We start from the raw sequence: 24,724 nt of genomic DNA on the forward strand, positions 1-24,724 counted from the left end.
GCGTCCGACGATGAGTGAAGACCAGAATCCCGTTCTGCTGACGGACGCCCCGGACGAAACCCCCAAGCCGGCCCGCCGTAAGGCGCCGGCGCGGGCATCCCGCAAGAAGGCCGATCCGGCAGAGCCCGCCGCCGTCGAAGCCGTGCCCGCCACACCCAAGCCCAAGCGTGCCCCGCGCAAGCCCAAGGCCAAGCCGGCCGAGGCGGTGCCCGCGCCCGAAACGGTGGCCAGCCCGGTGACGGCTGACCTCTTCGATGCGCCGCCCGCCCCCGAAGCCGCCGTCACGCCGGCTCCCGCGCCCGAAGCGCCTGCATTGCTTGCCCCCGAGCCCAGCCCGGTGGTGTCCGAAGAGGCCGCTCCGGCCGTGGTCGCAAGCGCAGAGGCTGTGCTGCCGGCGTCCCGGCGCAAGCGCAAGCGTCGGCGCGGCCGCACCGAGCGTGCCGGGAGCGCCGGGCCTGCCGCCGCCGAAACCACCTCGCTCGACGAGACGCCGCCGGCTGCGCCCGCGCTTGCAGAAGTCGAGCCCGACGCCACCGCAGCGCCGGCCGCCGAACCCGTCGCGGCCCCGGCCGAGCTGGTCGAGGCCGCCGAGGTATCCGTCGAACCCGCGCCGCTGGCGCCCCTCACGGTGGTCAGCCTCGGCCTCGACACGCCCCCGGCGCTCTCCGCCGAGGCGCTCGCCGTGCTGAAGGGCGCGCAGATCGTGCTCGGCAGCGCCGACGCTCTCGACCGGCTTGCCGCTCTTGGGCTGGCGCTGCCCCAGGCCCTGTGCGCGCCCGAATCCGTTCATCTCGACCTGCGCCGCATCGGCCACGCCGGCAGTGTGCTGGTGGTGGTCGGCGACGCCGCTGGTGACGGCCCGGCAGCCGAGTTGCTGGCCGAGCTCGGGCCCGGCCAGGTGCGCGTGCTGCCCGGCGTCGGCCGAGTGCAGGCCGCCTGCGCGGCGCTCGGCCTGTCGCCGGACGTCGTCTCGGTGGTGGACCTGCGGCGCTCGCCGCTGGCCGCCCTGCGTGGGCAGCTGCGCGCCCATCGCCTGTTCGCGGTACCGCTGGCCGATGCCGCTGCGCCCGTCGCGGTGGCGCGGCTGCTGGTGGACTCCGGCTTTGCCGGCGCCCGCGTATGGGTCTGCGAGTTTGCCGGCGGCGAGCTGCAGGCCCGGGCCTGGCTGGCCACCGAGCTGGCCGAGCTGCGTGAGAGCTTCGAGCCGCGGGCGGTGTTGATTGTCGCCACCGGCCCGTCGGCGGGCCTGTTTGCCGAGCTGCCGGGCATCGCCCCGGAGAGCCTGGGCGACGCGGCCCACGCTGCGCTGCCGCTGGCGGCGCGCCTGCTGGCGCTGGCCTGGCTGCAACCCGCGGCCTGGGAAACCGGCTGGGCGATCTCCGACGGCGAGGCCAGCCTGGCCCTGGAATGGGCACGGGCGGTGCCGACGGCACGCCTGCGCGCGGTGGGCGTCGACCCCAGCCTGCTGGGCATCACGATGCCCCGCGCTGGCATTGGCGAGAACCTTGCGGCGATCCCCGCCGCGTCGCCGCTGCGCTGCCGTGAGTGGCCGGCCCCGGAGGCCGTCTTCGTGCGCGGCGGGGTGGGCCTGTCCGAGTGGCTGGCTGCGGCCTGGGCCCGCCTGGCGCCGGGTGGGCGCCTGGTGGCAACCGCCGAGGACGACAACGCCCGCGCCGACCTGCTCGCCTTTGCCGCCGAAGTGCCGGCCGAGGCCTGGCAGGAGCTCGCCCTCGCCAGCGGCGAGACGGTGGCCGGCCGCCTGCGTTTTGCGCCGGCCGCGCCGGTGCGCCTCGCCCTGTGGCGCAAGCCGCTCGAAACCTGAACTGGTTGGGAACACTGACATGCCCGATTCGAAATCTCCCCCCGAACGTTCCCCGGCCCGCCCGGGCTGGGTTTACCTGGTGGGCGCAGGCCCGGGCGACGCAGAGCTGCTCACCGTGCGCGCCCTGCGTTTGCTGGCTGCGGCCGATGTGCTGGTCTTCGACAACCTGGTGAGCAAGGAAGTCCTCGATTGCGTTCCGGAAGGCGTCGAGCGCATCTACGTGGGCAAGAAAGCCGCCCACCATGCACTGCCTCAGGGCGAGATCAACCAGCTGCTGGTCAGCCTGGCCCGGCAGGGGCGCAAGGTGGTGCGCCTGAAGGGCGGCGACCCGTACATCTTCGGGCGCGGCGGCGAGGAGGTGGAGGAGCTGGTGCAGGCCGGGGTGCCCTTCGAGGTGGTGCCCGGCATCACTGCCGCCTCGGGCATCAGCGCCTACGCGGGGATTCCCCTGACCCACCGCGACTTCGCCCAGGCCTGCATCTTCGTCACCGGCCACCTGAAGGACGGCACCGTCGACCTCGACTGGGAGATGCTTGCGCGCCCGCGCCAGACCGTCGTTTTCTACATGGGCGTCACCCAGCTGCCGGCGATCTGCGAGCAGCTGGTGGCCCACGGTCTGCCGGCCACCACGCCGGCGGCGGTGGTGCGGCGGGGCACGACCCGCGGGCAGAAGGTCGTCAGCTCCGACCTCGGGCATCTGGCCCAGGCGGTGCAGGAGGCCGGCATCGTCCCCCCGGCGCTGACCATCGTCGGCGAGGTGGTGGGGCTGCAGGAGCGCCTGGCCTGGTTCCAGCCGGAGCAGCCGTCGTGAGCGCGGTGGCGTGCCCGGCGCTGTTCGTCGCGGCGCCGGCCTCGGGGCAGGGCAAGACGACTGTCACCGCGGCGCTGGCCCGGCTGCATCGTCGCCAGGGGCGTCGGGTGCGGGTGTTCAAGTGCGGGCCGGATTTCCTCGATCCGCAGATCCACGCGGTGGCCAGCGGGGCGCCGGTGTACAACCTCGATCTGGGCATGTGCGGCGAGGCCGATGCCGCCTGGCGGCTGCATCAGGCCGCGGGCGAGGCCGATCTGATCCTCGTCGAAGGGGTGATGGGGCTCTTCGACGGCAAGCCCTCGGGCGCCGACATCGCCCGCCGGTTCGGCATTCCGGTGATGGCGGTGATCGACGCCAAGGCGATGGCCCAGACCTTCGGCGCCCTCGTGCATGGCCTGGCCACCTGGCAGCCCGACCTGCCGTTTTCCGGGGTGCTCGCCAACCACGTGGGCAGTGAGGGCCACGCCCGGCTGCTGCAGGACAGCCTTTCTCCCGGCATGGCCTGGTACGGCGCGCTGCCCCGGGACGAGGCGGCGGCGCTGCCCGAGCGTCATCTCGGCATCCTGCAGGCGGCCGAGATCGCCGACCTGGACGAGCGGCTCGACCGGCTGGCCGATCACCTCGCCCGTACCGGGGCGGCCGACCTCCCGGCTCCGGTGGATTTCCCGGCCGTGCCGCAGCCGCCCTTCGAGGCGCGGCTGGCAGGCCGGAGGGTCGCCATCGCCCGGGATGCGGCCTTCGGCTTCATCTATCCGGCCAACCTGGATGTGCTGCAGGCCCTCGGCGCCGAGCTGAGCTTCTTCTCGCCCCTGGCCGACGAGCCGCTGCCGGCCTGCGACGCGCTGTGGCTGCCGGGCGGCTACCCGGAGCTCCACGCCGCCCGGCTGGCCACCAACCCGCGCTGGCTGGCGGGCCTGCGCGCCCACGCGGCGGCCGGCAAGCCGCTGCTTGCCGAGTGTGGCGGGATGATGAGCCTCTTCGAGACGCTGACCGACAAGGAAGGCGCGTGCCACCCCGGCGCAGCGCTGCTGCCCGGCCACACCCGCATGCAGGCGCGGCTGGCGGCGCTTGGCACCCAGGCGGTGGAGCTGCCGGAAGGCCGGCTCGCCGGGCACACCTTTCATTACTCGAAGAGCGAGACACCGCTGCAGCCCCTGGCCCGGGCCACCTCGCTCACCGGGCGGGAGGGCGAAGCGGTGTACCGGCTGGGCGGGACGACTGCTTCATACGTGCATTTTTACTTTCCGTCGAACCCGGCGGCGGTGGCGGCGCTTTTCCGCGGCGCGGTGGCCTGCGGCGCTTGAGAAACATGGGGTGGGTGTCGGCATCTCGTAACGCACCCATGTGTCTCCGTGCACGACGAGGCAGGCAGGGCCCTGGAAGACTCGCGTGGCAACACAGTCCCCCCCCAAAGTTTCATTGACCCTCGTTGGGGTGGGCTGAGCCAAGCCCGGCCCTTGGGCCCTCAGTGCCCCTTGAGGGCGTAGATGCCCGGGGCGTTGCGCCAGTAGCCCTTGTAGTCCATGCCGCCGCCGAACAGGAAGCGGTCGGCCACGTCGAGCCCGGTGAAGTCGGCGCGCATGCCTGGGTAGGCCTTGCGCTCGTGCACCTTGTGCACTAGCACCGCGGAGAAAACTTCGCGGGCGCCTTCGCCCTTCAGGTAGTCGATGATGGCGGCGAGGGTGTGGCCCTCGTCGAGGATGTCGTCGAGCACCAGCACGGTGCGCCCGCGCAGATCCTGGGTGGGGCGCACGCGCCAGTCGAGCAGGGTGCCTTCGAGGGCATGGCCGTAACGGGTGGCGTGCAGGTAGGCCAGCTCCAGGGCAAAGGGCAGGCGTGGCAGCAGCCGCCCGGCCAGCACCAGGCCGCCGTTCATGACGACGTAGATCAGCGGGTTTTTGTCGTGCAGCCTGGCGGTGATGTCGGAGGCGAGGCGGCCCAGGGCCTGGTCAACATCCTCGGCACTGCACAGGCAGTCGGCCTCTTCACGGGCCCGGCGGATTTCGTCGAGGTCGACAGTCATGGGTGTGGCGATGGAGGTCAGGAAACCAGCTTCTGGACACGCCGGAACAGCTGCCACCCGACCCAGCCGCGGCGCGCCCAGCGCAGGGCTGCGCGGGGGCGGGCGACGAGCACGAAGATGGCGACGCCGGACAGGATGGGGGCGTTGCTCCGCGCCCAGCGCACGCTGTCGGCGATACGGTCGATTCCGCTGAAGACCGGCGCGAAGGCGCGCGCGTGTTCGACAAGGGCTTCACGCTCCTCGGCGCTGCGCAGCTGCAGGCGCTGCTTGCGCAGGGCCAGCTCGACGAGTTCAGGGCTCATTCCTTGGGGCGCAGGGTTTCGCGGTCCTGGGCGATCTCGGCCAGGCTGGCGGCAAAGAGGCGCGAGCCTGCGCGCAGGCGGGTCGCAGCCCGGGTGCCGGCCCATACGCCGGCGGCCAGCAGCACGGTGGTGGCGAGGCCCAGGGCGAGCAGGCGGTGGCTGTCCCAGAACAGCACGGTGAGGAAGATCAGCAGGAAAACGATGCCGAAACCGACGAAGAGCGCGGCGAGCACGGTATCGAAGAGGAAGCTGCCGGCCCGCAGCTTTTCTTCCTTGAGCTCGACGGAGAACAGCTCGAGCCGCGTCTGGAGCGTGGCCAGACCGGAATCGGCGAGCCCCCGCAGGGACTCGCCGAGGCGCGTGGGCGCGGGGTCGCTCATGCGGCGCTTAGCGGCGGTTGACCAGCAGGCCCAGCAGGAAGCCGACACCGGCGGCGACGCCAACGGACTTCCAGGGGTTGTCGTGGACGTAGTCGTCGGTGGCGCGGGCGGCGGCCTTGGTCTTCTGGACGACAGCGGCTTCGAGATCCTGCAGCTTGTACTTGGCCGAGGTCAGCTTGTCGGTGAGGCGCACCCGCACGTCGGCGACCTTGTCACCGGCTTGGCCGGCGGTGAGCTTCAGCAGCTCTTCGGTGTCGGCGACGACGGCCTTGAAGTCGGAAACGAGCTTGTCTTTCGTAACTTGGGAGTCGTTCATGGTGTTCTCCAGGTGATGAGCGGGTAGTCGGAATGCGCTGAAACCATCGCGGGGCGTGCCGGGCGCTCCCACATGTCTTGAGGCCTAGGCTAATCCCAATCGTGCCCGAAGGCAATTGATGCCGGGCGGGAAGGCAGCCAGGCCCAAGTTGCGTGGACAGCCGGCGGCGCACTCAGTTCTTTCAAATCTGCGCTCGCCCGACTATCATTGAAACCCATTTTGGGTTGCGTGCCGTGTTCAGCGCCGGTGGGGGTGGTCGTAATCGACCGTGAGGGGTGCGTGGTCGCTGAAGCGCTGGTCTTTGTAAACGGCGCTGCGGACGGCGCGGGCGCCGAGTTCGGGGGTGGCGATCTGGTAGTCGAGGCGCCAGCCGACGTTCTTGGCCCAGGCCTGGCCGCGGTTCGACCACCAGGTGTAGCAGGCGTCGGTGGCGTCGGGATGGAGCCGGCGGTAGGTATCCACCCAGCCCTGTTCGTCGAAGAGGCGGGTGAGCCAGTTGCGTTCTTCGGGCAGGAAGCCGGAGTTTTTCTGGTTGGATTTCCAGTTCTTGAGGTCGGCCTCCCGGTGGGCGATGTTCCAGTCGCCGCACACGATCACGTGGCGGCCGCTGGCGCGCAGTGCGGCCATGCGGGGCAGGAAGAGGTCCATGAAGCGAAATTTGGCGGCCTGGCGCTCCTCGGAGCTGGAGCCTGACGGCAGGTAGAGGGAGATCACCGACAGGTCGCCGAAGTCGGCCTGCAGGTAGCGGCCTTCGGCGTCGAACTCGGCGTCGCCGATGCCCTCGATGACGGCGTCAGGAGTGTTTCTGGTATAGATTCCGACGCCGCTGTAGCCTTTTTTCGCGGCGCAGTGAAAGTACCCGCTGAACTCGCCTGGTTTTTGCATCTCTGAAGTAAGGTCTGGGAGCTGAGCCTTGAGCTCTTGAACGCAGACCACATCGGCATCCTGATTGTTGAGCCAGGACAGGAAGCCTTTCACGCTCGCGGAGCGGATTCCGTTGAGGTTGGCAGTGACGACGCGTAACATTTTGTGTAACTCGGTCCGGATTTTAGGAATAACGTGAATTTTAGCCGCGATTTCATCGAGCTCGCCTGCGACAAGGGTGTGCTGCGTTTCGGGGAGTTCGTCACCAAGGCTGGGCGACTGTCTCCGTATTTTTTCAATGCGGGCCTGTTCAACGACGGCGCTTCGTTTGGCCGCCTGTGCGACTTTTATGCGCGCACCCTGCTGGCCGCCGATCTGCCCTGCGACATGCTGTTCGGGCCGGCGTACAAGGGCATTCCCCTGGTGGCTGGCACCGCGATGCGCCTGGCCGAGCATGGCCACAACCTGCCTTTCTGCTTCAACCGCAAGGAAGCCAAGGACCACGGCGAGGGTGGCACCCTGGTGGGCGCCCCGCTGGCTGGCCGGGTGGCGATCCTCGACGACGTGATCTCCGCCGGGACGTCGGTGCGGGAATCCGTCGAGATCATCCGCGCCCATGGCGCCACGCCGTCGGCGGTGGTGATCGCCCTCGATCGCATGGAGCGCGGCACGGGCAGCCTGTCCGCCGTCCAGGAAGTCGGCCAGACCTACGGCATCCCCGTGCTGGCGGTGGCGACCCTGAAGGACCTCATCGCCTTCCTCCATGACAGCCCCGCCCTCGCTGCCAACCTGGACGCCGTCCAGCGTTACCGCGAAACTTACGGCGTGTCCGGGGACGCTTGAGCCGATGCGACGCGGTGCCTTGTTCTGTGTGCTGTGGATGGCTCTGCCGGTGGGCGCTCAGACGTCGCCCAAGGGCACCGTATTCTGCTGCACCGACAACGGCCACCAGGTCTGCGGCGACGTGTTGCCGCTCCAGTGCTATGGCAAGGGCTACCGCGAGGTGAGCCCACAGGGCACGGTGCGGCGTCTCGTCGAGGCTCCGCTGACGCCCGAACAGCTGGCCCGCCGAGAGGCTGAAGAGCGGGCGCGGCGGGCCGAGATCGCCAACCGGCGAGCCGAAAACCGCCGTAATCAATCCCTCCTCGAGACCTATTCGAGCCTCGCCGACATCGAAACCCGCCGCGACCGGGCGATCGAGGCGGTGGCGCTCGAGCTCAAGCAGGCCGAAGCCCGACGGGCCCTGATGCTCAAGAAGCGCGAAGGCCTCAACCGCGAGGCCGAGTTCTACCAGAAGCGCGAGATGCCCCCGGCGCTGGCGGCCTCCCTGCGCGAGTCCGACGGTGAGCTGAACGCCCAGAGTCTGCTCGTCGAATCGAAGCGTCGCGACATAGAGGCGATCCGGACCCGCTACGCGCAGGATCGCGCCCGTTACATCATGCTCACCGAGACCCATCCCGGCGCCGGCGCGCAGCGCTGAGTCTTGGGCATCAGGCGCGTCGTCAGGTCTTCCCGGCGCGGCTGTTGCGGCGCCATCTCCTCCCTTGCTTTCTCCCGGTTTCGCCGCGGCGGCTAATCCATGTCCGGTTCTTGCAGGAGGCCTCCGGCGGTGCTCCGAAGGTGGTGGTAACAAATCATTCAATTAAAAAAGGTGACGTTAGTATTCTTGGCATCAATCGCTCGCCGCCCTTGCAGATCAGGGTTTTCGAAGGGGACGTCTTTTTGCAATCTGGACGGTCGCGCAAGCAATTCTGACATTTGCATTGGGGCGAATCGATCTGGAATGAAAACATGAGTGTCGCTGGGGGGGCGCCGCGGGTCGTGGGGCGATAGGTTTAATGGCCACCGATTTGGTGCGTGCTAAACTTTGGCTTACGCAATGCATCAGTGCCCTGAATTGAACGAGGTGTTGCCGGATCGTGTTGGCGACTCTCCGGGCGCCTGCGCACATTTTTGAAAATCATGCTTCGATACAAGATCATTCCTGTCACCCCCTTCGAACAGAACTGCTCCGTGCTGTGGTGCGATGCGACGCTGAAGGCCGCCGTGGTGGACCCGGGCGGCGACGTCGACCGGATCCTCGCTGGCGTCACGCAGCTGGGGGTGAGCGTCGACAAGATCCTGTTGACCCACGGGCACATCGATCACGCCGGAGGCACGGCAGAGCTGGCGCGCCGTCTGTCGCTGCCGATCGAGGGCCCCGAGCGGGAGGACAGCTTCTGGATCGAGGCGTTGCCCCAGCAGAGCAAGATGTTCGGTTTCCCGCAGGTGGAAACTTTCACCCCCGACCGCTGGCTGGTCGATGGGGACGTGGTGAGCATCGGGGAGGAGAGTCTGGATGTATTGCATTGTCCTGGCCATACGCCCGGACATGTCGTTTTTTTCAGCGCTGCCGCGCGCCTGGCGGTGGTGGGGGACGTGCTTTTTGCCGGTTCGATTGGTCGCACCGATTTCCCGCGGGGCAACCATGCCGCGCTCGTGAATTCGATTCGTCATAAGCTCTGGCCGCTGGGCAAGGATGTTTCCTTTATTCCCGGCCACGGGCCTATGTCGAATTTCGGCGAGGAACGTGAAAGCAATCCCTACGTGGGGGACTTCGCATGACGCCCGGCAATTACGAGCGCATGGGAGGTCGTGAATTGGCGTACTTAATTTCTCGAAAAAAAAGGTAGGTCAGCGTGCGATTCGCTATTCTCGAAGACGATCCGGCCCAAATGGAAGTTCTGACGGGCTGGCTGAGGGAAGCCGGGCACGATGTGCACGGCTTCGGACTGGCCCGCGAGCTCATGCGGGTGGCGAGCCGTGAGAGCTTCGATCTGTTCCTGGTTGACTGGGTCCTGCCGGACCTCACCGGCGAGCAGGTGCTGCGCTGGCTGCGCGTGGAGCGCGGCAACGACACACCGGCAATCTTCATCACCTCCCGCGATGCAGAGGAGGATATCGCCAATGCTTTCAGCGCCGGGGCCGACGATTATCTGATCAAACCGCCCCGCCGCATCGAGCTGCTGTCGCGCATCGAGGCGGTGATGCGCCGCTCGCAGCCTCGTAATGCCAACCAGACCCTGGTGGTGGCGCCCTATCAATTCGACCTTGCCCGCAAGGTGCTGAGCATTGATGGCGCGGTGGTCGAGATGACCGACAAGGAATTCGAACTGGCGGCCTTCCTGTTCCGTAACCTGGGCCGGCTGCTGTCCCGTGGGCATCTGCTGGAGGCGGTCTGGGGGCGTAACCCCGACCTCGCAACGCGGACGGTGGATACCCACATCAGCCGTGTCCGCAGCAAGCTCAACCTGCGCCCGGAAAACGGTTTCCGGCTGACCCCGACCTACAACTTTGGCTATCGCCTCGAAAAGATCGACCCCGCCGAGGTAACGACCCTCGGCACCGAGGTCGTCTCTCAGGGCTGACCTACAGGGGTTCCCGGAATCGGGAGCCCCTGGTCATTGCGCCTTATTTCTTCAGGGCGTCGCGGATTTCCCGCAGCAGCTTGATGTCTTCCGGATCGACCGGGGCTTCCGGTGCCGGTGCCGGCTCATTGCGCTTGAGTTTGTTCATCGCCTTGATTGCCACGAAGATGGCCATCGCGACGATCACGAAATCAATGATCGAATTGATGAACACGCCATATTTGAACAGCGGCGCACCGGCTTTTTCGGCGGCTTCCATTGTCTCGAAGGTCTTGTCGCCGAGATTGATGTAGAGGTGCTTGAAATCCACCCCGCCGAGCAGCTTGCCGAGAACCGGCATCAGCAGATCCTTGACGAGGGAGTCGACGATTTTCTGGAATGCACCGCCGATGATGACGCCGACTGCCAGGTCGACGACATTGCCTTTCATGGCGAACTCCTTGAATTCCTGGATAAAGCTCATGGGTGACTCCTTTTCAAAGGTAATGGGAAGGTTGCAAGAACGCTCTGGCGAAATATCTGGCATACGCTCGCAGGAGCTGCATACCCATCATAAGGTGGGAATTACGGAATTAGGCGGCGTATTTAGCACGGTGGCCCGTTCCGATGGGCGAGTTTGCGAAGTTTTGCACCTCAACCCAAGTCCCAAACTAATATAGTTGCCCCGATCAGACCAAAGGTTATCTCCGTGACCCGTACCCTCTTTCGTGTGCTGAGCGGCATCGTCGTCCTGACGGCGGCTGCTGGTGCGGGCGCGTCCGATGTCGAAGTCATTTATTCGACCCGTGCCGGTGATACCCTGATCGGGCTCGAGAAGCGCTTTCTGACCGCCCCTTTCGGTTGGAAGGGTTTGCAGTCCCGCAATCACATCAGCAATCCGGCGCGCATGCCTGTTGGATCGCAATTGCGGATTCCTGAAGCCTGGCTGCAGGTCGAGCCGCGTAGCGCCCGCGTGCTGGCCGTGCAGGGCGACGTGACGGTGGACGGGCGGCGGCTGGCCGTGGACGAAACCCTGCCGGGTGGTTCCCGCCTGCGTACTGGTGACGAGGCTTTCGTGACCTTGCTGATGCCCGACGATTCGCGCCTCACTGTGCAGCCGGGCAGCCTTGCGCGCCTCGACAAGGTGCAGGGCTTCCGGGGTTTCGAGGGCCAGGACACCCGGGTTTATCTTGAGCGGGGCCGCGTCGAGACCACCGTCACGTCTCAGCGCGGCCCGGCGGCCCGCTATCAGGTTCGGACGCCGACGGCGGTGGTGGGCGTGCGTGGCACCGCTTTCCGGGTCGGCTCGGACACTTCTGCCGGCACGGCCCAGGCCGAGGTGACCGGCGGCGAGGTGCGCATGAGCCCACCCGGCGCGGGGCCGGCGACGGCCTTGCCGGCGGGGTTCGGGGCCGTCGCCAGGGCCGGGGCAGCCATCCCGGCGCCGCGTGCGCTGCTGCGGGCCCCGCAGCTCGACGCCATGCCGTCGGTGATGGAGCGGGTCGCCATGCAGTTTCCCTTCGCCGCGGTGAAGGGGGCGGTGCGTTACCGGGCCCAGCTTGCCCGCGACGAGGCTTTCAACGACGTGGTGATGGACGGCGTGTTCGATGCGTCGCCGGCGCGCTTCACCGGGCTGGCCGATGGCGACTACTGGCTGCGTGTGCGGGCCATCGATGACGCGGGGCTGGAAGGCTATGACGCGGCCCGTGCGTTTGCGCTGCGGGCCCGCCCGGAGCCGCCCCGCGCCGCACCGCCGCGTGCCGCCACCCTGAGCTGGGAGCAGGTGCCCGCGGCGGCCGGCTATCGCCTGCAGGTGAGCCGGGACGCAGCCTTCAAGGATCTCGCCGGCGAGTGGGACAGCCCGGCGCCAGCCGTCGATACCGGGCTGCCGCCGGGGGCTTATTGGTGGCGGGTCGCCACCCTGCGCGGTGAGGGCCAGCGGGGCCCGTGGGGCGACGTCCAGCCCCTCGCCGTGCGGCGGGCGCCGGGGCCGGTGGCCTTGAATGTTTACAACAAGCGCCTGCGTTTCGCCTGGCCGGCCGAGCCGGGTGGCCGGATCTACGAGTTCCAGCTGGCCCGCGATGCGGCGTTCGGCGACATCCTCATCGCCCAGCGCATCGGTGAGCCGGCGCTGACGATCCCTGCGCCGGATGCCGGCGTGTATGCGCTGCGTGTGCGTGCCATCGATCCTGACGGTGTCGCCAGCCCGTGGTCGGCGGTGCACACGCTGGCACACCATTATGTGCTGCCCTGGCGCCTCTCGGCTCCGGCCGCGCCTGGCCCGTGAGATCCGTGAGCCCGCTGCTGCGCCGTCCAACCTTCGAGTGGTTCGCGGTCACCGTGATGTGCATGGTGATCGTGGTGCTGGCCGCGCTGGAGGGCTGGCTGTGGCGCATCGACCAGAGCATCTACGACAGCACCCTGTCGGCCTTCATGCGGCCGCCGAGCAGCGACGTGGTGATCATCGCCATCGACGACGCGAGCCTGGCCAGCCTCGGCCGCTGGCCGTGGTCCCGGCGCACCCACGCGGCGCTCGTGGACCGGGCCCGGGAGGCCGGCGCGCGGGCGATGATGATGGACCTGATCCTCGACACGCCCAGCCGTGACGACCCCGAGGCCGACCAGCTGCTCGCCGAGGCGATGCGCCGCTACGGGCAGGTCGTGCTGCCGGTGGTCCAGGCCACCACCGGCGCGGCCCTGACGGGCGAGACCCGCCCGCTGCCGATCTTTGCCGACGCGGCCGCGGCCATCGGCCATGATCACGTCGAGTTCGACCCCGACGGCGTGGCGCGCAGCGTGTATCTGTGGGAGGGCTTCGGCGCCGCCCGGCATCCGCAGCTGGCCCTCGCCCTCTTGAGGCTGGTGGTGCCCGCACTGCAGCGCGCCTATGCGCCGGTGCCGGCGCCGGTGGATGACGCCGGCGACCGCAGCCAGTGGATGCGTACCAACTGGCTACGCATTCCGTTTTCGGGCACGCCGGGCTCCTACACGCACTATTCCTACCAGGCCGTGCTGAACGGCAAGGTTTCGGCCGATGCGTTGCGCGGCAAGATCCTCGTCGTCGGCGCCACCGCCGCCGGCCTGGCCGAGTCGGTGCTGACGCCCACCTCCGGCCTGTCGCGCCCGATGGCCGGGGTCGAGGTGCAGGCCAACATCTTCGATGCGCTGCGCCGCGGCTCGACGGTGGGGCTGCTGCCGTCGTGGGTGTCCGCCGCGCTGGCCGTGACGATGGTCCTGACGCTGATGCTGATCCTCCTGTACGCCGAGGCCCGCACCGGCTTCATCGCGCCCTTCGCGCTCGGTGCGCTGGCGATCGTGCTGTCGGGCGTCGGCCTGCATCTCGGCGGCTGGTGGTTCGGGCCGGCGCCGGCGGTGCTCGGCTGCATGCTCGCCTATCCTTTGTGGAGCTGGCGTCGGCTGGAGTTTGCCCAGCGTTACCTGGACGCCGAGCTGATCGCCCTAGAGCGTGAAGGCACTCCGCCGGGCCACGGCCCGGGCGAGCAGGAGCAGGCCGTCGTCGACGGGCTCGAGGCGCGCATCCGCATCGTGCGCCGGGTGGCCCAGCACCAGCGGGACGTGCGCCGCTTCATTGCCGACACCCTCGAACACCTGCCCATCGGCATCGTCGTGATCGACCAGACCAACCGGGTCATCCTCCACAACGAGCGCGCCCGCCACCTGCTGCAGGCCTTCAGGAGTGATGCCCTGCTGGCGGCCCTCCACGCCTTGCCGTGGCCGGCTTACGTGCCGATGCGGGAAGGCCTGCCCGATCTCGGCGGCTCGAAGGGCGCGCGCCAGTTCGAGCTGTCACCCGACAAGAAGCGCCACTTGCTGGTGTCGGTGTCCGAACTCATCGGCGATGCCGCGGCGCGCTCCGGGCGCGTCATCGGCCTGGCCGACGTGACGCTGATGCACGAGGCCCAGCGCAGCCGCGAGGACACCATGCACTTCCTGTCCCACGACCTGCGCGCCCCGCTGGCCTCCATCCTGACCCTCATCGAGGGCTATCGGGGCGAGCCGGCGGCGCAGGTCGAGCAGATCCCGCGGATCGCCCGCTACGCCCGCTCGGCCCTCGATCTGGCCGACGGCCTGTTCCGCCTGGTGCGGGCCGAAGGCTCCGACCCCAAGGATTTCGTCGAGCTCGACCTGGCCGGCCTGGTCGATTCGGCGGCCGACGAGGTGTGGCCCCAGGCCCAGGCCCGCGGCATCCGGATCCAGGTGGATACCCGCGACGCCGAGCAGGAGGAGGCCATCGTGCGGGGCGACTTCTCGCTGCTGCGCCGAGCGGTGATCAACCTGCTGACCAACGCCATCAAGTATGGCGCGGCCAACAGCAGCGTCTTCCTGAGCCTGTCGGCCGAGGGGCCGGACTGGGTCATCCGCGTGCGCGACCAGGGCGCCGGCATCCCGGCCGAGGCGCTGTCGCGCCTGTTCCGGCGCTTCTCGCGGATCGTCGACGAGGGGCGCGACCAGCCCAGCGGCGTCGGCCTCGGCCTGCTCATTGTCAAGACCGTGGCCGAGCGTCACGGTGGCACGGTGGTTGTCGACAGTGAGCCCGGCAAGGGCTGCACCTTCGCGCTGCGCCTGCCCCTGCGCGCCGTGGGGTAAGATCGCGGCCTTGGAGTCGCGGCATTCCCGGACATGTATTTCAAATATCTGCGGTATCTTGCGTTTGCGCTCGGTGGCCTGTGCACGGTGGTCGCCGCGGGGGCGCTGTTTCTTTACGCCACCTTCGACGGTGCCCGGCTGGCGGCCGAGCTGAGCCATTTTGCCAAGCAACGCCACCAGCGCAGCCTGCGCCTGGAGGGGCCGCTGGAGCTCTCGATGTTCCCGCGGCTGATGCTGCACGTGCCCCGCGGCAGCCTGTCGGGGCGGGCGGGCGAGGGCGAGCTCCTGGCTTTCGAACGTGCCGCCCTCGGCGTGCGCCTGATGCCCCTGCTGACCCACCGGGTGGTGGTCGACCGGGTCGAGCTCGATGGCCTGCGCGTGGCCTTGCTGCGAGACCGGGACGGCAAGCTCAACGTCGCAGATCTGCTGGACCCGCCCGCCGCTGACAACGGCAAGGGCGTCGAACCGCTGGCATTTGCGGCGGCGAGCCTGGCGGTGCGCAACGGCGCGCTCACCTGGAACGACGAGGCCACCGGCCGCGCGCTGGCCCTGAGCGAGTTCGAGCTGACCAGCGGCCGCCTCGCGGCCCTGGCCGAAGGCTACGCCGAACTGAGCGGGCGGCTGACCCAGGCCAGCCCGGGCACGGATGCCCGGTTCACCCTCGAAGCGTCCTACCGCCTCGGCCCGGAGGGCAAGCCTGCGCAGCTGGATGGCGTGCGTGTGGTGCTCCGGGGCCAGCTTGCCGGGCAGCCGGATGCCGAGCTCGGCGCCAGCATCCCGCGCCTGACTTTCACGGCCGAGGGGCTGCTGGCTGACTCTGCTGAAGTCACGTTCAAGCAGGCGGGCCAGCAGCTCCGTGCTCGCCTGGCGGGCCTGAAGGCGGGCGCTGGCGTGTGGGCCGCCCAGCGGCTGAGCACCGAGCTGGACTGGCGGACACCCTTCGGCCGCCTCGCCGGCAGCGTCGCGGGTGGCGCCAGCTGGCGTGAAGAAGGCCGGCAGCTGGACCTCAGCGGCCACAGCGGCGAGCTCGCCCTCACGCCGGAGGCCGCCAGCCCGGTCCGCAAGATTGCCGTGCGTGGCGACGGGCGTATCGATTTTGCGCGGGGCAGCGGCGTCGGCAAGATCGAGCTGACCCACGAGCTGGGCCACCTGCAGGGCAGCTGGAGCGTGCCGCGGCTGGCTCCGCTGGCGCTCGGCGTCGATGTGGACGTGGAGAGTTTCGATCTCGACCGCCAGATGGCGAACGGCAAGGCCCAGAAGAACCGCAAGGGCGAGGCCGCCGCCGCGGACGATGCGGCCCCGGTGGATCTGTCGGGCCTGCGTGGCCTCGACATCGATGGGGTGATCCGCTTCGGGAGCCTGAAGGCCGGCGGCCTGAAGCTGGACAAGCTGCGGGTGCCGTTGGCCGTGCATGATGGCCGTCTGGTTTCCACCGGCCAGACCGCGACCCTCTACGGCGGAGCATTTGAGGGTAGCCTGAGCCTCGCCGCCGACGGCAACAAGGTGGTCTGGCGGGCCTATCTGCAGAACGCCGATGCGGCGGCCCTCGGCCGCGACCTGTTCGGTACGGCGCCGTTTGCCGGCACGACCAACATCTTTGTCGACCTGTCCTCCGCCGGGGCCACCCGCGGGCAACTGCGGGCAGACATGGCCGGGCTGGCCCGGGTGCGTCTGCGCGGCGGCACGCTGCAGGGCTTTGACCTGCTGGCTGCGCTTAAAGAGTGGCGGCCGGCGATCCAGGCCCGCCAGGCGGCCGCCCGGCGCCCGGGGGGCGGTGAGACGAGCGCCCTCGGCGAGCTCACCGCCAGCTTCACGATCGAGCGGGGCGTCGCCCGCAGCACCGATCTGAAGGCCCAGGGCGGCCCGTTTGCGATTGCCGGTGGTGGCAGCGTCGACCTGGCCGGCCGGCGCCTCGACCTGCTGTCGCGGGTGAGCCTGCTGGTGCCGCCAGCGGGGACGGACGCCGCGCTGCTGGCCGGCCTGCGCGGGGTGGCGCTGCCGGTGCGGGTGCGCGGCCCGTTCGGGCAGGCCGAATGGCGCCTGGAGCCGGGCGCGCAGCTTGCGACCAGCCCGGCTCCGGCGCGCCCGGTGCTGCCCGTGCAGCCGCGCCCGGCACCCAAGCCGGCCGCCAAGCCGGTGGCGAAGCCGGCGACCAAGCCCGCCGCGGCGCCCGAGCCCTCCGCCGAGGGCGGCGAGTAGACGGCGCCTGCTCTCGGGAGGCCATGGTAGATTGCCCGCGCAGCACCGATACCGATAAATCCAGGAGACAGCATGACCCTTGCCAGCGCTTTTCGCGGCACCCTGAGGGTGCCCGCCATCGCCGCGCCGATGTTCCTCGTGTCCGGCCCGGCCCTCGTCACCGAGACCTGCCGAGCCGGGGTGGCCGGCACGTTCCCGGCCCTCAATGCCCGCACGCCGGAGGAGTTCGACGCCTGGCTGGGTGAGATTGATGGGGCCCTGGCAGCAGCGCGCACGGCCGACCCGGCGGCGCGCGTCGCCCCGTATGGCGTCAATCTGATCCTGCACGCCTCCAACCCGCGGGTGGCGCCGGATCTCGAGCTCATCTGCAAGCATCGGGTGCCCTTCGTGATCACCAGCCTCGGCCATCCGGGCGAGGTGGTGAAGGCGGTGCATGCCTACGGCGGCCTGGTGTTTTCCGATGTGGTCCACGCCTATCACGCGAAGAAGGCGATCGCGGCAGGTGTGGATGGGATCATCGCCGTCTCCGGCGGCGCCGGCGGCCATGCGGGCACCCAGAGCGCCTTCAGCCTGGTGCGCGAGATCCGCGAGTTCTGGAGCGGCATGCTGGTGCTCGGCGGCTCGATCTCGGACGGCTACGCGGTGCGGGCGGCCGAGGTGCTAGGGGCCGACCTGGCCTACATGGGCACCCGCTTCATCGCCACCCGCGAATCGATCGCCCAGGACGCCTACAAGCAGATGCTGGTGAGCGCGGGCGCCGCGGACATTGTGTATACCGACGCGGTGTCGGGCACCAACGCCAACTTTCTGTGGCCCAGCCTCGAGAAGGCCGGCTACCGCCGCGAGGAGCTGGTGCAGGGCGTCGGCAAGGGCAAGTTGAAGCCGCTGACCGACGAGGCGAAGGCCTGGCGCGATATGTGGAGCGCCGGCCACGGGGTGGCGACGATCCACGACGTGCCCTCGGCGCGCGAGCTGTGCGACCGGCTGGCGGCGGAATACCAGGCCGCCTGCGCGCTTCCGCCAAGCCCGGCGCTCTGATCCGGCAGCTGCGGCCCGTGCTCTCGCAGGCGCCCGGCTGTGCAGCGCCGGCGCCTGCGGGTTGACGCTAAAAGACGCGGAGAGAGCCGGCCGTTACACTCCCGGTCTGCCAAACTGCGCCCCGGCCAGCCCATGAGTTCGCCTTCTTCTCCGTCTTCCGCCTTTCTCGCCGGCCGGATCTTCCTGCCCTTCGCGCTGGGGTATTACCTTTCATACCTGCTGCGTACCGTGAATGCGGTGATCTCGCCGGACCTCACCGGCGAGCTGGGCCTGAGCGCTGCCGACCTGGGTTTGCTCACCAGCACCTATTTCTTTGCCTTCGGGCTGGCCCAGATTCCGGTGGGGATCGCCCTCGACCGTTTCGGCCCTCGGCGGGTGGAGGCGGTGCTGCTACTGATCACCGGGCTGGGGGCGGTGCTGTTTGCCACCGGCGACGGCCTGCCGACCCTGGCGAGCGCTCGCGGCCTGATCGGCCTGGGGGTGTCGGCATGTCTGATGGGTGGGCTGAAAGGTTTCACCCTGTGGTTCCCGCGGGAGAAGCTGGCTTCGATGACCGGTTACATCATGTCCTGCGGCGCGCTCGGGGCGGTGACGGCGTCGGCGCCGCTGGAGGCGCTGCTGCCCTTCATCGGCTGGCGCGGGGCCTTCTGGGCGGTGGCGGCACTGAGCGTGGGCAGCGCGGCGCTGATCTTCTTCTCGATGCCGGACAAGGAAGGCTCCCACGGAAGCGAAACCCTGCAGGAAGCCCTGCGCGGCGTGCGGGAGGTGCTGGTGGCGCGGGAGTTCTGGGGGTTTTCGGGGCAGTCGGCCTTCTTCACCGGCGGCTTCATGGCGCTCCAGGGCCTGTGGGCGGTGCCCTGGCTGATGGAGGTGAATGGCTACAGCCGTGCGCTGGCGGCGGATCACCTGTTCTGGCTCAACATCGGCATGCTGGCCGGCCAGCTGTCCATCGGGGCGTGGGCGACGCCGCTGGCCCGGCGCGGCTTCACGCCGCTGCACATGATGCAGGTGGGCCTCTTTTTGAGCATGGTGGTGCTGGGGCTGATTCTCGTCGAGGTCGGCCCGACCCTGCTGCTGTGGTGCGTGCTCGGCTATGTGTCGGCCACCGGGGCGCAGATGTACGGGGTGGTGGCCGGCTTGTTTCCGATGAAGCTGTCGGGGCGGGTGACGACCTGCATCAACCTGATGGCCTTCGTCGGCGCCTTCGCGGTGCAGTGGGGGCTGGGCGGGCTGCTCGACGTGCTGCGCGCAAGTGGCATGGACGGGGCGCAGTCGCTGCGGGTGGCGTTCATGATCCTGCTGGCGGCGCAGGTGGCGAGCTTCGTGCCGCTGGCCCGCGCCGGGCGCTACAAGCCCTGGCAGGACGGCTGATCAAGCGCCGCTCGCCGGGGCTCACCTGGGCCATCGTCACGGCAGAACTTCACATTGGTATGCCGGCGCCCGGCGAGCTGGCGGGGCAGGGCGGCGAGTCCACTCCGCAGGCCAATCTTGAGCGCCGCGTCTTCCCTTTGGAGGTGGGCGAGTAGACGGGGTTCGACGGTCTCGCTGGCAGTAGGGCTTGCGCGCGCGGTCCGGCTCGCGTTCAGGGGCGAGGCAGCTCCCGTGCGTGCTGGCCGGTCAGGTCGAGGCGCTGGATCGCACGTTCGCAGAGTTCGGCGATCTCCCGGTCAACCCGAGGGTCGTCGGCAAGGCGGGAGAGGAGGCCGGCGGCGCGGCGGGCCGAGTGGGGGCAGCCGGTTTCGTTGAAGCTGAGGAGCTGGCTCAAGGCACCGGCCCACAGGTTGGCAGGGGCCGTGGAGAGGAGCCGGGGCCTGGTGAGGTGGTTCATTTGGTCACCCTTTTAAATGAGAATCGATCTCAATTTAAACCGTTCCAGGTGACTTGTAAACGAGAAAAGTTCTCAATAAAGGTCAGCAAGCAAAAAGTGCTGCCGACCCTCGCCGGAGGCGCCTGCGGGGAGTGCGCCTGGACGAGAGTCGAGAATGCGTATCGCGGACGAGGGAAGGCCACGCTGCGGCCGCCTTCCCCGGGCGACGCGCCAGGCGTGGCCCGGCACGCTGTGGAGGGTGCTTACTCGAAGGGCTTCGGCTGCGGTGTGGCGTTGGACGACGGCGGCAGGGTGGGCAGCTTGAAATTGGGCTGCTTGCCGGTGAGTGTCTTCAGGAAGGCCACGATGCTGGCGTTCTCGTCGGTGGTGAACTGCTTGCCGAGTTGCAGGCGGCCCATGACGTCGACGGCCTTTTCGAGGGTGGCGGCTTCGCCGTCGTGGAAGTACGGGTAGGTGAGTTCCACGTTGCGCAGGGTCGGGACCTTGAAGTTGAAGCGGTCGGCGTCCTTGCCGGTGACCGCGGAGCGGCCTTCGGCGGGGCTGGTGGCCTTGTACGGTTCGACCACGCCCATCTTCTGGAAGGAGGTGCCGCCGACGGCCGGGCCGTTGTGGCAGGCCACGCAGCCGCTGTTCTTGAAGAGCGCGTAGCCGGCGAGTTCCTTCTCGTTGAGGGCCTTCTTGTCGCCCTTCAGCCACTTGTCGAAGCGGGAGTCGGGGGTGACGAGGGTTTCCTCGAAGGCGGCGATGGCGGTGGTGATCCGGCCGATGTCGACTGCATCGGTGCCGAACGCGCTCTTGAACTCGGCGACGTACTGGGGAATGGACTTCAGCACGTCCACGGCGAGTTCGTGGGTGAAGGCCATTTCACCCGGATTGGCGATCGGGCCGCCGGCCTGCTCTTTCAGATCCTTGGCGCGGCCGTCCCAGAACTGGGCGAGGGCGAAGCGGGAGTTGAGCACCGTCGGCGAGTTGATCGGGCCTTTCTGCCAGTTGTGGCCGATGGAGGTCTTGAGGTTGTCGGTGCCGCCCATCGACAGGTTGTGGCAGGAGTTGCAGGAGATGGCGCCCGACTTGGAGAGGCGCGGATCGAAGTAGAGCTTCTTGCCCAGTTCGACCAGCTTGGGGTTGGTGATCACCGCGGGCTGGATCGGGCTGATGGGTTCGGCTGCGGGCTTAGCGGCCCAGGCGTTCAGGCTGCCGGTGAGGGCGGTAATCGCAATTGCAAGGGGAGTGATCTTCATCGCGTCGCATCCATTGACAGGTTAATAAATGCCATAAATATACATATAAAGATTTTCACTTGTTCTCTATAGGCATAGCTTTATTAGATATCCAAAAATCTTTTGTCATCTTGACATATATCATGGAAAATTTTCGGCGATACGATTTTTCATGACTGCACAGGTGTAAACGGCCAGCGGGGCATGCCCCGGTGTCCCGGAACACGCCCCGCTGGCGTGGTTTGCGTCTGGCGGCTTACTTGGCGGCAGGTGCCTCGGCCGGCTTCGCGTCAGCCGGCTTCACGCCAGCTTGGGCTGCCGGTTTGGCGGCTTTCTTGACCTTCTTGGCCTTGGCCGCCGGCTTCTTGTCGAGCTTGGCGGGTTCGGCCTTCACGGCTTCGGCGGGCTTGGCGGCATCGGCAGGCTTCACGGTTTCGGCGACCTTGGCCGGCTCGGCTGCCTTCATGGCGTCGGCTTTCACCGCCTCAACCTTCTTCTCGACCGCGGCGCTGGCGGCGGCGGCCGGCTTGATCGCAGGCGCGGCGATGGGCGCGGCAGCGGGGGCCTGGGCGAAGGAGGCGGACGCGAAACCGGCGGCGATGGCGAGGGCGATGATCTTGTTCAGCATTTGCATTCTCCTTGAGAGGGCGGGGTTTGTTCGTTTCGGGAGGCATGATTGCCGGCCCTTGCACCGAACAACGCAGCCCCGTGGCGGCGGGTTGGCAAGGGAGATGTAAGCCCATGTTGGTTTGTAACCGGACCGGTGGACGCGCTCGCTTGACGGAGAGGTCAACTTGGCAGTGCGCCCTGACGTGCTAAAAACAAGAATGACTCGCGTTTTCTTTCGTGGCCGGGTGGTGTCGAGGGAAATGGGGCGGGTGGCGCAGACCAGGAGAAAACCATGAATCACATCGGAAGCTTTCGCCGCGCGGTTGCCGTGGCGGCCTTGCTGGCGGCCTCGGGAGCAGGGGCAGAAGTCATCAGCTATTCGACCGCGCTGGGCGGTGCCGTCGAGGCGCCGCCCAACGCCTCACCCGGGACGGGCTGGGCGACCCTCTGGCTGGACACCACGGCCCACACCATGCGACTGGAGACGAGCTTCTCGGGCTTGCTGGGAAACACCACCGCGGCGCATATCCATTGCTGCACGGCCACGCCCGAGGCAGGCACCGCCGGTGTGGCGACGCAGGTGCCGAACTTCGTCGGCTTTCCGCTGGGGGTGACGGCCGGCGCCTATGATTTCACGTTCGATCTCAGCGCGGCGACGAGCTGGAACCTGGCCTTCATCACCGCCAACGGCGGCAGCCCGGCGTCGGCGGAGGCGGCGCTGCTGGCCGGGCTGGATTCAGAGCGGGCCTATCTGAACATCCACACCGCGCAGTTCCCGGGTGGCGAGATCCGTGGTTTCCTGAGCCGGGACGTGCCCGAGCCGGCCGTCCCGGCGCTGCTCGGCATGGCTGCCGTGGCGGCCTTGGCGAGCAGCCGCCGGCCTTGATTCAGGAGGAGCCCGGCGCCTTGCAGCGCCGCGCCAGGATGAAGGCGGCCAGGCGTTTGTCGGTGAGCATGATGTGGCGCAGCAGCCAGTCGTTGAGGAAGGCCATCAGGCTGTCCGGCGGCGTCAGGATGCCGGCCTTGAGCTGTTCGCGCACGGCAAGCACCTGCTGGGTGAAGCTTCGGTGTTCGGCCTCGTGCCGGTGGGCGTCGGGGGCCTCGTCCTGCGCGTAGCCGTATTCCTGCATCAGCGCCTCCTCGGTTTCGAAGTGGTAGAGGGCGTAGCTTAGGAGCTCGTGGGTGATGGCCTCGTAGTCGTCGAGGTTGGCGCCGCGGCTGAGCTTCTCGCCGGCTTCGTTGAGGATGTGAACAAGAATGTGATGCTGTTCGTCGATCTCGGCCACGCCGGTGATCAGGCTGTCGTTCCAGACGAGGGGGGCGGGGTTTTCCATGGTGGCGGCTCCGGCAGGCCTCAGTGGAGCGGAGCGGCGTTGACGCGCTGCCAGGCCGGGTCGGGCTCGAAGCTCTCGAGCCACAGGTCCAGGTGTTCGGTGGGCAGCGGGCGGGAGATGCCATAGCCCTGCATCACGTGACAGCCTGATTCGAGTAGCGAGCGTATGTGGGCCAGGTCCTCCACGCCTTCGGCCACCACGTCCCGGTGGAAGGCATCGGCCAGGCCGATGACGCCCTGCACGATGGCCAGGTCGCCCGGGTCGTCGAGCATGTCGCGCACGAAGGTCTGGTCGATCTTCAGCACGTCGGCGCCCAGGTGTTTCAGGTGGACCAGCGACGAGTAGCCGGTGCCGAAGTCATCGAGGGCGAAACGGACACCACGCCCCTGGAACTCGGCGATCAGCTGGCTCACGGCCACGACGTCTTCGAGGGCGGCGGTCTCGAGGATCTCGATTTCGAAGCGCCCGGGGTCGGCATCGGCATGGCCGGCGAGGATGGCGTCGAGCTGCTCGGCGAATTGCCCTTTCAGCAGCTGCCGTGCGGCGATGTTCACGCTGATGCTCAGGTCGTGGCCGGCGGCGCGCAGCCTGGCTTGCTGGCGGAGCGCTTCGGCGATGACCCAGTTGCCGATGCCGATGATGACGTCCTCGTGTTCGATCAGGGGCAGGAACTCGCCGGGCATGCGCAGCCCGAGCACGGGGTGTTGCCAGCGGATGAGCGCCTCGAGGCCGACGACGCGGCCGTTCAGGCAATCCACCTTGGGCTGGTAGTGGAGGATGAACTGGCCGCGGGCGAGGGCGTCCTCGATCTTGCGGACCAGGCCGAAGTTGGCCCGCACGCGGGATTCGTGGGTCGGGTCGAAGAGACTGAAGCGGTTCTTCCCGGCCAGCTTTGCTGCGTACATCGCCTGGTCGGCGTGGCGCAGCAGTTGATCCGGATCCACCGCGTCGCCGGGGAAGAGGGTTGCGCCGATGCTGGCGGTGATGCGCACCTCCTGGTCGTCGATGGAGTAGGGCGCGGCCAGGGCGTCCAGGACGCGCTTGAGTGCGTACTCGCATTGGCCACTGGTGTTCAGATCACCGATCAGCAGGGCGAACTCGTCGCCGCCGATGCGCGCAGCGGTGTCTTCGGTGCGCAGGGTGTCCTTGAGACGCCGGGCGACCTTGCGCAGCAGCAGGTCACCGGCCTGGTGGCCGAGGGTGTCATTGACGGCCTTGAAGCCGTCCAGATCGAGGAGGCACACCGCAAGCCGGCCGCCGTGACGGCGGGCGTGGGCCAGGACGCGCTCGATGCGGTCGGAGAACAGGGCGCGATTGGGGAGGCCGGTGAGGGTGTCGAAGTGGGCCTGCTGCTTGAGGCGGAGCTCCTGTTCGACGAGCTGGGTGACGTCCACGGAGACGCTCACGACGCTGTCGGGGCTGCCGCTGGACGCGGGAAGGGGGTGGGCGGCGAGGCGCAGCCAGCTCAACTGGCCGTCGGCCTGGGTGATCTGCATCAGCAGTGGCGTGGCGTGGCGTTCGCCGCGCAGGGCGCGGGCCACCGGAAAGTCGTCGATCGGGCAGGGGCCTCCGGATTCGGTGCGGCAGTCGCGGGCCAGGACTGTCCAGTGCCGGCCGGCGCCGAGGGCCTCAGGCGTGGGAAACTGGGCGTGGCTGGCCGGGTTGGCGTAGATCAGGCAACCCGCGTCATCCCACAGCTGAAGGCCTTCTTCGAGGGCCACCAGAACGGAGCTGATCCGCTGGCACATCCGCTCCGGGTCCATGCGGGAAAGGGGATTGGGGCTGGCCACGTTGCTGCGCTCCTTGCCGTGGGGGACGTCACGCATGACTGGGTAGGAAAGTGATGTTCTCTTGTAACGGCTGCCAAAGGCACCGGCTGAAGGGTGCGGCGGTCTGGCTGCCAGCCGGATTTAACCCCGAGATGGTTGCTGCCGGCCTTTCTGCAAGCTCGAGAACCGCATCGACACGCGCTTTCGTCCCTTAG

General features: G+C 68.4%; 24 protein-coding genes. 13 read left to right on the plus strand and 11 right to left on the minus strand.

The window, feature by feature from the left end; genetic code table 11:
- Positions 1-10 precede the first annotated feature (10 nt).
- From ZRA01_RS06890 to ZRA01_RS06900, 3 genes are read left to right on the plus strand one after another with little or no spacing between them, the layout of a single operon-like run.
- A complete protein-coding gene (locus ZRA01_RS06890; protein ID WP_141350625.1) occupies positions 11-1,822 on the plus strand; it encodes an SAM-dependent methyltransferase in 1,812 nt (603 codons plus the stop codon).
- A gap of 19 nt (positions 1,823-1,841) precedes the next feature.
- Positions 1,842-2,633 carry a uroporphyrinogen-III C-methyltransferase gene (gene cobA / locus ZRA01_RS06895; RefSeq protein WP_141350627.1) on the plus strand — a complete coding sequence of 264 codons (792 nt, stop codon included), beginning with the start codon at positions 1,842-1,844 and terminating at the stop codon, positions 2,631-2,633.
- The gene (locus tag ZRA01_RS06900; RefSeq protein ID WP_141350629.1) at positions 2,630-3,937 is read left to right on the plus strand and encodes a cobyrinic acid a,c-diamide synthase CobB; all 1,308 of its coding nucleotides are present in this window, start codon (positions 2,630-2,632) and stop codon (positions 3,935-3,937) included. Before cobA ends, ZRA01_RS06900 begins: the two co-directional genes overlap by 4 nt.
- Before the next feature lie 161 nt (positions 3,938-4,098).
- Here the strand turns inward: ZRA01_RS06900 and ZRA01_RS06905 are convergent, their stop codons facing one another.
- From ZRA01_RS06905 to ZRA01_RS06925, 5 genes are all read right to left on the minus strand, one after another.
- Positions 4,099-4,656 carry a hypoxanthine-guanine phosphoribosyltransferase gene (locus ZRA01_RS06905; RefSeq protein ID WP_141350631.1) on the minus strand — a complete coding sequence of 186 codons (558 nt, stop codon included), beginning with the start codon at positions 4,654-4,656 and terminating at the stop codon, positions 4,099-4,101.
- Positions 4,657-4,673: 17 nt separating this feature from the next.
- On the minus strand, positions 4,674-4,958 hold the full coding sequence (locus tag ZRA01_RS06910) for a YqjK-like family protein (RefSeq protein ID WP_141350633.1): 285 nt from the start codon (positions 4,956-4,958) through the stop codon (positions 4,674-4,676).
- Positions 4,955-5,338 carry a phage holin family protein gene (locus ZRA01_RS06915; protein WP_141350635.1) on the minus strand — a complete coding sequence of 128 codons (384 nt, stop codon included), beginning with the start codon at positions 5,336-5,338 and terminating at the stop codon, positions 4,955-4,957. Before ZRA01_RS06915 ends, ZRA01_RS06910 begins: the two co-directional genes overlap by 4 nt.
- A gap of 7 nt (positions 5,339-5,345) precedes the next feature.
- Positions 5,346-5,654, minus strand: coding sequence for an ElaB/YgaM/YqjD family protein (locus ZRA01_RS06920; protein WP_174851597.1), 309 nt, complete (start codon positions 5,652-5,654; stop codon positions 5,346-5,348).
- Positions 5,655-5,891: 237 nt separating this feature from the next.
- A complete protein-coding gene (locus tag ZRA01_RS06925; RefSeq protein WP_141350637.1) occupies positions 5,892-6,680 on the minus strand; it encodes an exodeoxyribonuclease III in 789 nt (262 codons plus the stop codon).
- Positions 6,681-6,713: 33 nt separating this feature from the next.
- Here ZRA01_RS06925 and pyrE point away from each other — a divergent pair, with 33 nt between their 5' ends.
- From pyrE to ZRA01_RS06945, 4 genes are all read left to right on the plus strand, one after another.
- The gene (gene pyrE, locus ZRA01_RS06930; RefSeq protein ID WP_141350639.1) at positions 6,714-7,361 is read left to right on the plus strand and encodes an orotate phosphoribosyltransferase; all 648 of its coding nucleotides are present in this window, start codon (positions 6,714-6,716) and stop codon (positions 7,359-7,361) included.
- Between the two features lie 4 nt (positions 7,362-7,365).
- A complete protein-coding gene (locus ZRA01_RS06935) occupies positions 7,366-7,998 on the plus strand; it encodes a hypothetical protein (RefSeq protein ID WP_141350641.1) in 633 nt (210 codons plus the stop codon).
- A 482-nt stretch (positions 7,999-8,480) separates the two neighbouring features.
- The gene (locus tag ZRA01_RS06940) at positions 8,481-9,122 is read left to right on the plus strand and encodes an MBL fold metallo-hydrolase (RefSeq protein ID WP_141350676.1); all 642 of its coding nucleotides are present in this window, start codon (positions 8,481-8,483) and stop codon (positions 9,120-9,122) included.
- 74 nt (positions 9,123-9,196) lie between these two features.
- Positions 9,197-9,925 (plus strand): response regulator transcription factor, encoded by a 729-nt coding sequence (locus ZRA01_RS06945; protein WP_218028668.1) that lies wholly within the window; start codon positions 9,197-9,199, stop codon positions 9,923-9,925.
- 43 nt (positions 9,926-9,968) lie between these two features.
- Here ZRA01_RS06945 and mscL read toward each other — a convergent pair whose 3' ends face one another.
- Positions 9,969-10,388: a large conductance mechanosensitive channel protein MscL gene (gene mscL / locus ZRA01_RS06950; RefSeq protein ID WP_141350643.1), complete on the minus strand. Its 420-nt coding sequence runs from the start codon at positions 10,386-10,388 to the stop codon at positions 9,969-9,971.
- 225 nt (positions 10,389-10,613) lie between these two features.
- Here mscL and ZRA01_RS06955 point away from each other — a divergent pair, with 225 nt between their 5' ends.
- From ZRA01_RS06955 to ZRA01_RS06975, 5 genes are all read left to right on the plus strand, one after another.
- Complete coding sequence (locus ZRA01_RS06955; RefSeq protein ID WP_141350645.1) at positions 10,614-12,191, plus strand: FecR family protein; 1,578 nt, start codon at positions 10,614-10,616, stop codon at positions 12,189-12,191.
- 5 nt (positions 12,192-12,196) lie between these two features.
- Positions 12,197-14,512 (plus strand): CHASE2 domain-containing protein, encoded by a 2,316-nt coding sequence (locus ZRA01_RS06960; protein ID WP_141350647.1) that lies wholly within the window; start codon positions 12,197-12,199, stop codon positions 14,510-14,512.
- A 33-nt stretch (positions 14,513-14,545) separates the two neighbouring features.
- Positions 14,546-16,711, plus strand: a complete 2,166-nt coding sequence (locus ZRA01_RS06965) for an AsmA family protein (protein ID WP_141350649.1) — start codon at positions 14,546-14,548, stop codon at positions 16,709-16,711.
- Positions 16,712-16,783: 72 nt separating this feature from the next.
- The gene (locus ZRA01_RS06970; RefSeq protein WP_141350651.1) at positions 16,784-17,749 is read left to right on the plus strand and encodes an NAD(P)H-dependent flavin oxidoreductase; all 966 of its coding nucleotides are present in this window, start codon (positions 16,784-16,786) and stop codon (positions 17,747-17,749) included.
- A gap of 132 nt (positions 17,750-17,881) precedes the next feature.
- A complete protein-coding gene (locus ZRA01_RS06975) occupies positions 17,882-19,120 on the plus strand; it encodes an MFS transporter (RefSeq protein WP_141350653.1) in 1,239 nt (412 codons plus the stop codon).
- Positions 19,121-19,331: 211 nt separating this feature from the next.
- Here ZRA01_RS06975 and ZRA01_RS06980 read toward each other — a convergent pair whose 3' ends face one another.
- The 3 genes from ZRA01_RS06980 to ZRA01_RS06990 form a co-directional block, all read right to left on the minus strand.
- Complete coding sequence (locus tag ZRA01_RS06980) at positions 19,332-19,577, minus strand: hypothetical protein (RefSeq protein WP_141350655.1); 246 nt, start codon at positions 19,575-19,577, stop codon at positions 19,332-19,334.
- A gap of 242 nt (positions 19,578-19,819) precedes the next feature.
- Positions 19,820-20,818 carry a cytochrome-c peroxidase gene (locus tag ZRA01_RS06985; RefSeq protein WP_141350657.1) on the minus strand — a complete coding sequence of 333 codons (999 nt, stop codon included), beginning with the start codon at positions 20,816-20,818 and terminating at the stop codon, positions 19,820-19,822.
- Positions 20,819-21,053: 235 nt separating this feature from the next.
- Entirely contained in the window at positions 21,054-21,425 is a 372-nt protein-coding gene (locus ZRA01_RS06990; protein ID WP_246093369.1) for an amine oxidase, read from the minus strand.
- A 273-nt stretch (positions 21,426-21,698) separates the two neighbouring features.
- On the opposite strand from ZRA01_RS06990, the gene ZRA01_RS06995 reads away from it, so the two are divergent.
- A complete protein-coding gene (locus tag ZRA01_RS06995) occupies positions 21,699-22,292 on the plus strand; it encodes a CHRD domain-containing protein (protein WP_141350661.1) in 594 nt (197 codons plus the stop codon).
- A gap of 1 nt (position 22,293) precedes the next feature.
- On the opposite strand, the gene ZRA01_RS07000 is transcribed toward ZRA01_RS06995, so the two are convergent.
- Positions 22,294-22,740: a bacteriohemerythrin gene (locus tag ZRA01_RS07000; protein WP_141350663.1), complete on the minus strand. Its 447-nt coding sequence runs from the start codon at positions 22,738-22,740 to the stop codon at positions 22,294-22,296.
- Positions 22,741-22,760: 20 nt separating this feature from the next.
- Positions 22,761-24,566: a putative bifunctional diguanylate cyclase/phosphodiesterase gene (locus ZRA01_RS07005; RefSeq protein WP_141350665.1), complete on the minus strand. Its 1,806-nt coding sequence runs from the start codon at positions 24,564-24,566 to the stop codon at positions 22,761-22,763.
- Between the last annotated feature and the right edge of the window lie 158 nt (positions 24,567-24,724).

The sequence above is a fragment of the Zoogloea ramigera genome (assembly GCF_006539865.1).
In the GTDB taxonomy this organism is placed as follows: Bacteria; Pseudomonadota; Gammaproteobacteria; order Burkholderiales; family Rhodocyclaceae; genus Zoogloea; species Zoogloea ramigera.

Coding starts and splice junctions, on each gene's coding strand:
- ZRA01_RS06985 (WP_141350657.1), bottom strand. CDS start 20,818: ATGAAGATCACTCCCCTTGCAATTGCGATTACCGCCCTCACCGGCAGC.
- cobA (WP_141350627.1), top strand. CDS start 1,842: ATGCCCGATTCGAAATCTCCCCCCGAACGTTCCCCGGCCCGCCCGGGC.
- mscL (WP_141350643.1), bottom strand. CDS start 10,388: ATGAGCTTTATCCAGGAATTCAAGGAGTTCGCCATGAAAGGCAATGTC.
- ZRA01_RS06940 (WP_141350676.1), top strand. CDS start 8,481: ATGCTTCGATACAAGATCATTCCTGTCACCCCCTTCGAACAGAACTGC.
- ZRA01_RS06920 (WP_174851597.1), bottom strand. CDS start 5,654: ATGAACGACTCCCAAGTTACGAAAGACAAGCTCGTTTCCGACTTCAAG.
- ZRA01_RS06995 (WP_141350661.1), top strand. CDS start 21,699: ATGAATCACATCGGAAGCTTTCGCCGCGCGGTTGCCGTGGCGGCCTTG.
- ZRA01_RS06975 (WP_141350653.1), top strand. CDS start 17,882: ATGAGTTCGCCTTCTTCTCCGTCTTCCGCCTTTCTCGCCGGCCGGATC.
- ZRA01_RS06910 (WP_141350633.1), bottom strand. CDS start 4,958: ATGAGCCCTGAACTCGTCGAGCTGGCCCTGCGCAAGCAGCGCCTGCAG.
- ZRA01_RS06980 (WP_141350655.1), bottom strand. CDS start 19,577: ATGAACCACCTCACCAGGCCCCGGCTCCTCTCCACGGCCCCTGCCAAC.
- ZRA01_RS06925 (WP_141350637.1), bottom strand. CDS start 6,680: ATGTTACGCGTCGTCACTGCCAACCTCAACGGAATCCGCTCCGCGAGC.
- ZRA01_RS07005 (WP_141350665.1), bottom strand. CDS start 24,566: ATGCGTGACGTCCCCCACGGCAAGGAGCGCAGCAACGTGGCCAGCCCC.
- ZRA01_RS06970 (WP_141350651.1), top strand. CDS start 16,784: ATGACCCTTGCCAGCGCTTTTCGCGGCACCCTGAGGGTGCCCGCCATC.
- ZRA01_RS06935 (WP_141350641.1), top strand. CDS start 7,366: ATGCGACGCGGTGCCTTGTTCTGTGTGCTGTGGATGGCTCTGCCGGTG.
- ZRA01_RS06890 (WP_141350625.1), top strand. CDS start 11: ATGAGTGAAGACCAGAATCCCGTTCTGCTGACGGACGCCCCGGACGAA.
- ZRA01_RS06990 (WP_246093369.1), bottom strand. CDS start 21,425: ATGCTGAACAAGATCATCGCCCTCGCCATCGCCGCCGGTTTCGCGTCC.
- ZRA01_RS06905 (WP_141350631.1), bottom strand. CDS start 4,656: ATGACTGTCGACCTCGACGAAATCCGCCGGGCCCGTGAAGAGGCCGAC.
- ZRA01_RS07000 (WP_141350663.1), bottom strand. CDS start 22,740: ATGGAAAACCCCGCCCCCCTCGTCTGGAACGACAGCCTGATCACCGGC.
- ZRA01_RS06965 (WP_141350649.1), top strand. CDS start 14,546: ATGTATTTCAAATATCTGCGGTATCTTGCGTTTGCGCTCGGTGGCCTG.
- ZRA01_RS06915 (WP_141350635.1), bottom strand. CDS start 5,338: ATGAGCGACCCCGCGCCCACGCGCCTCGGCGAGTCCCTGCGGGGGCTC.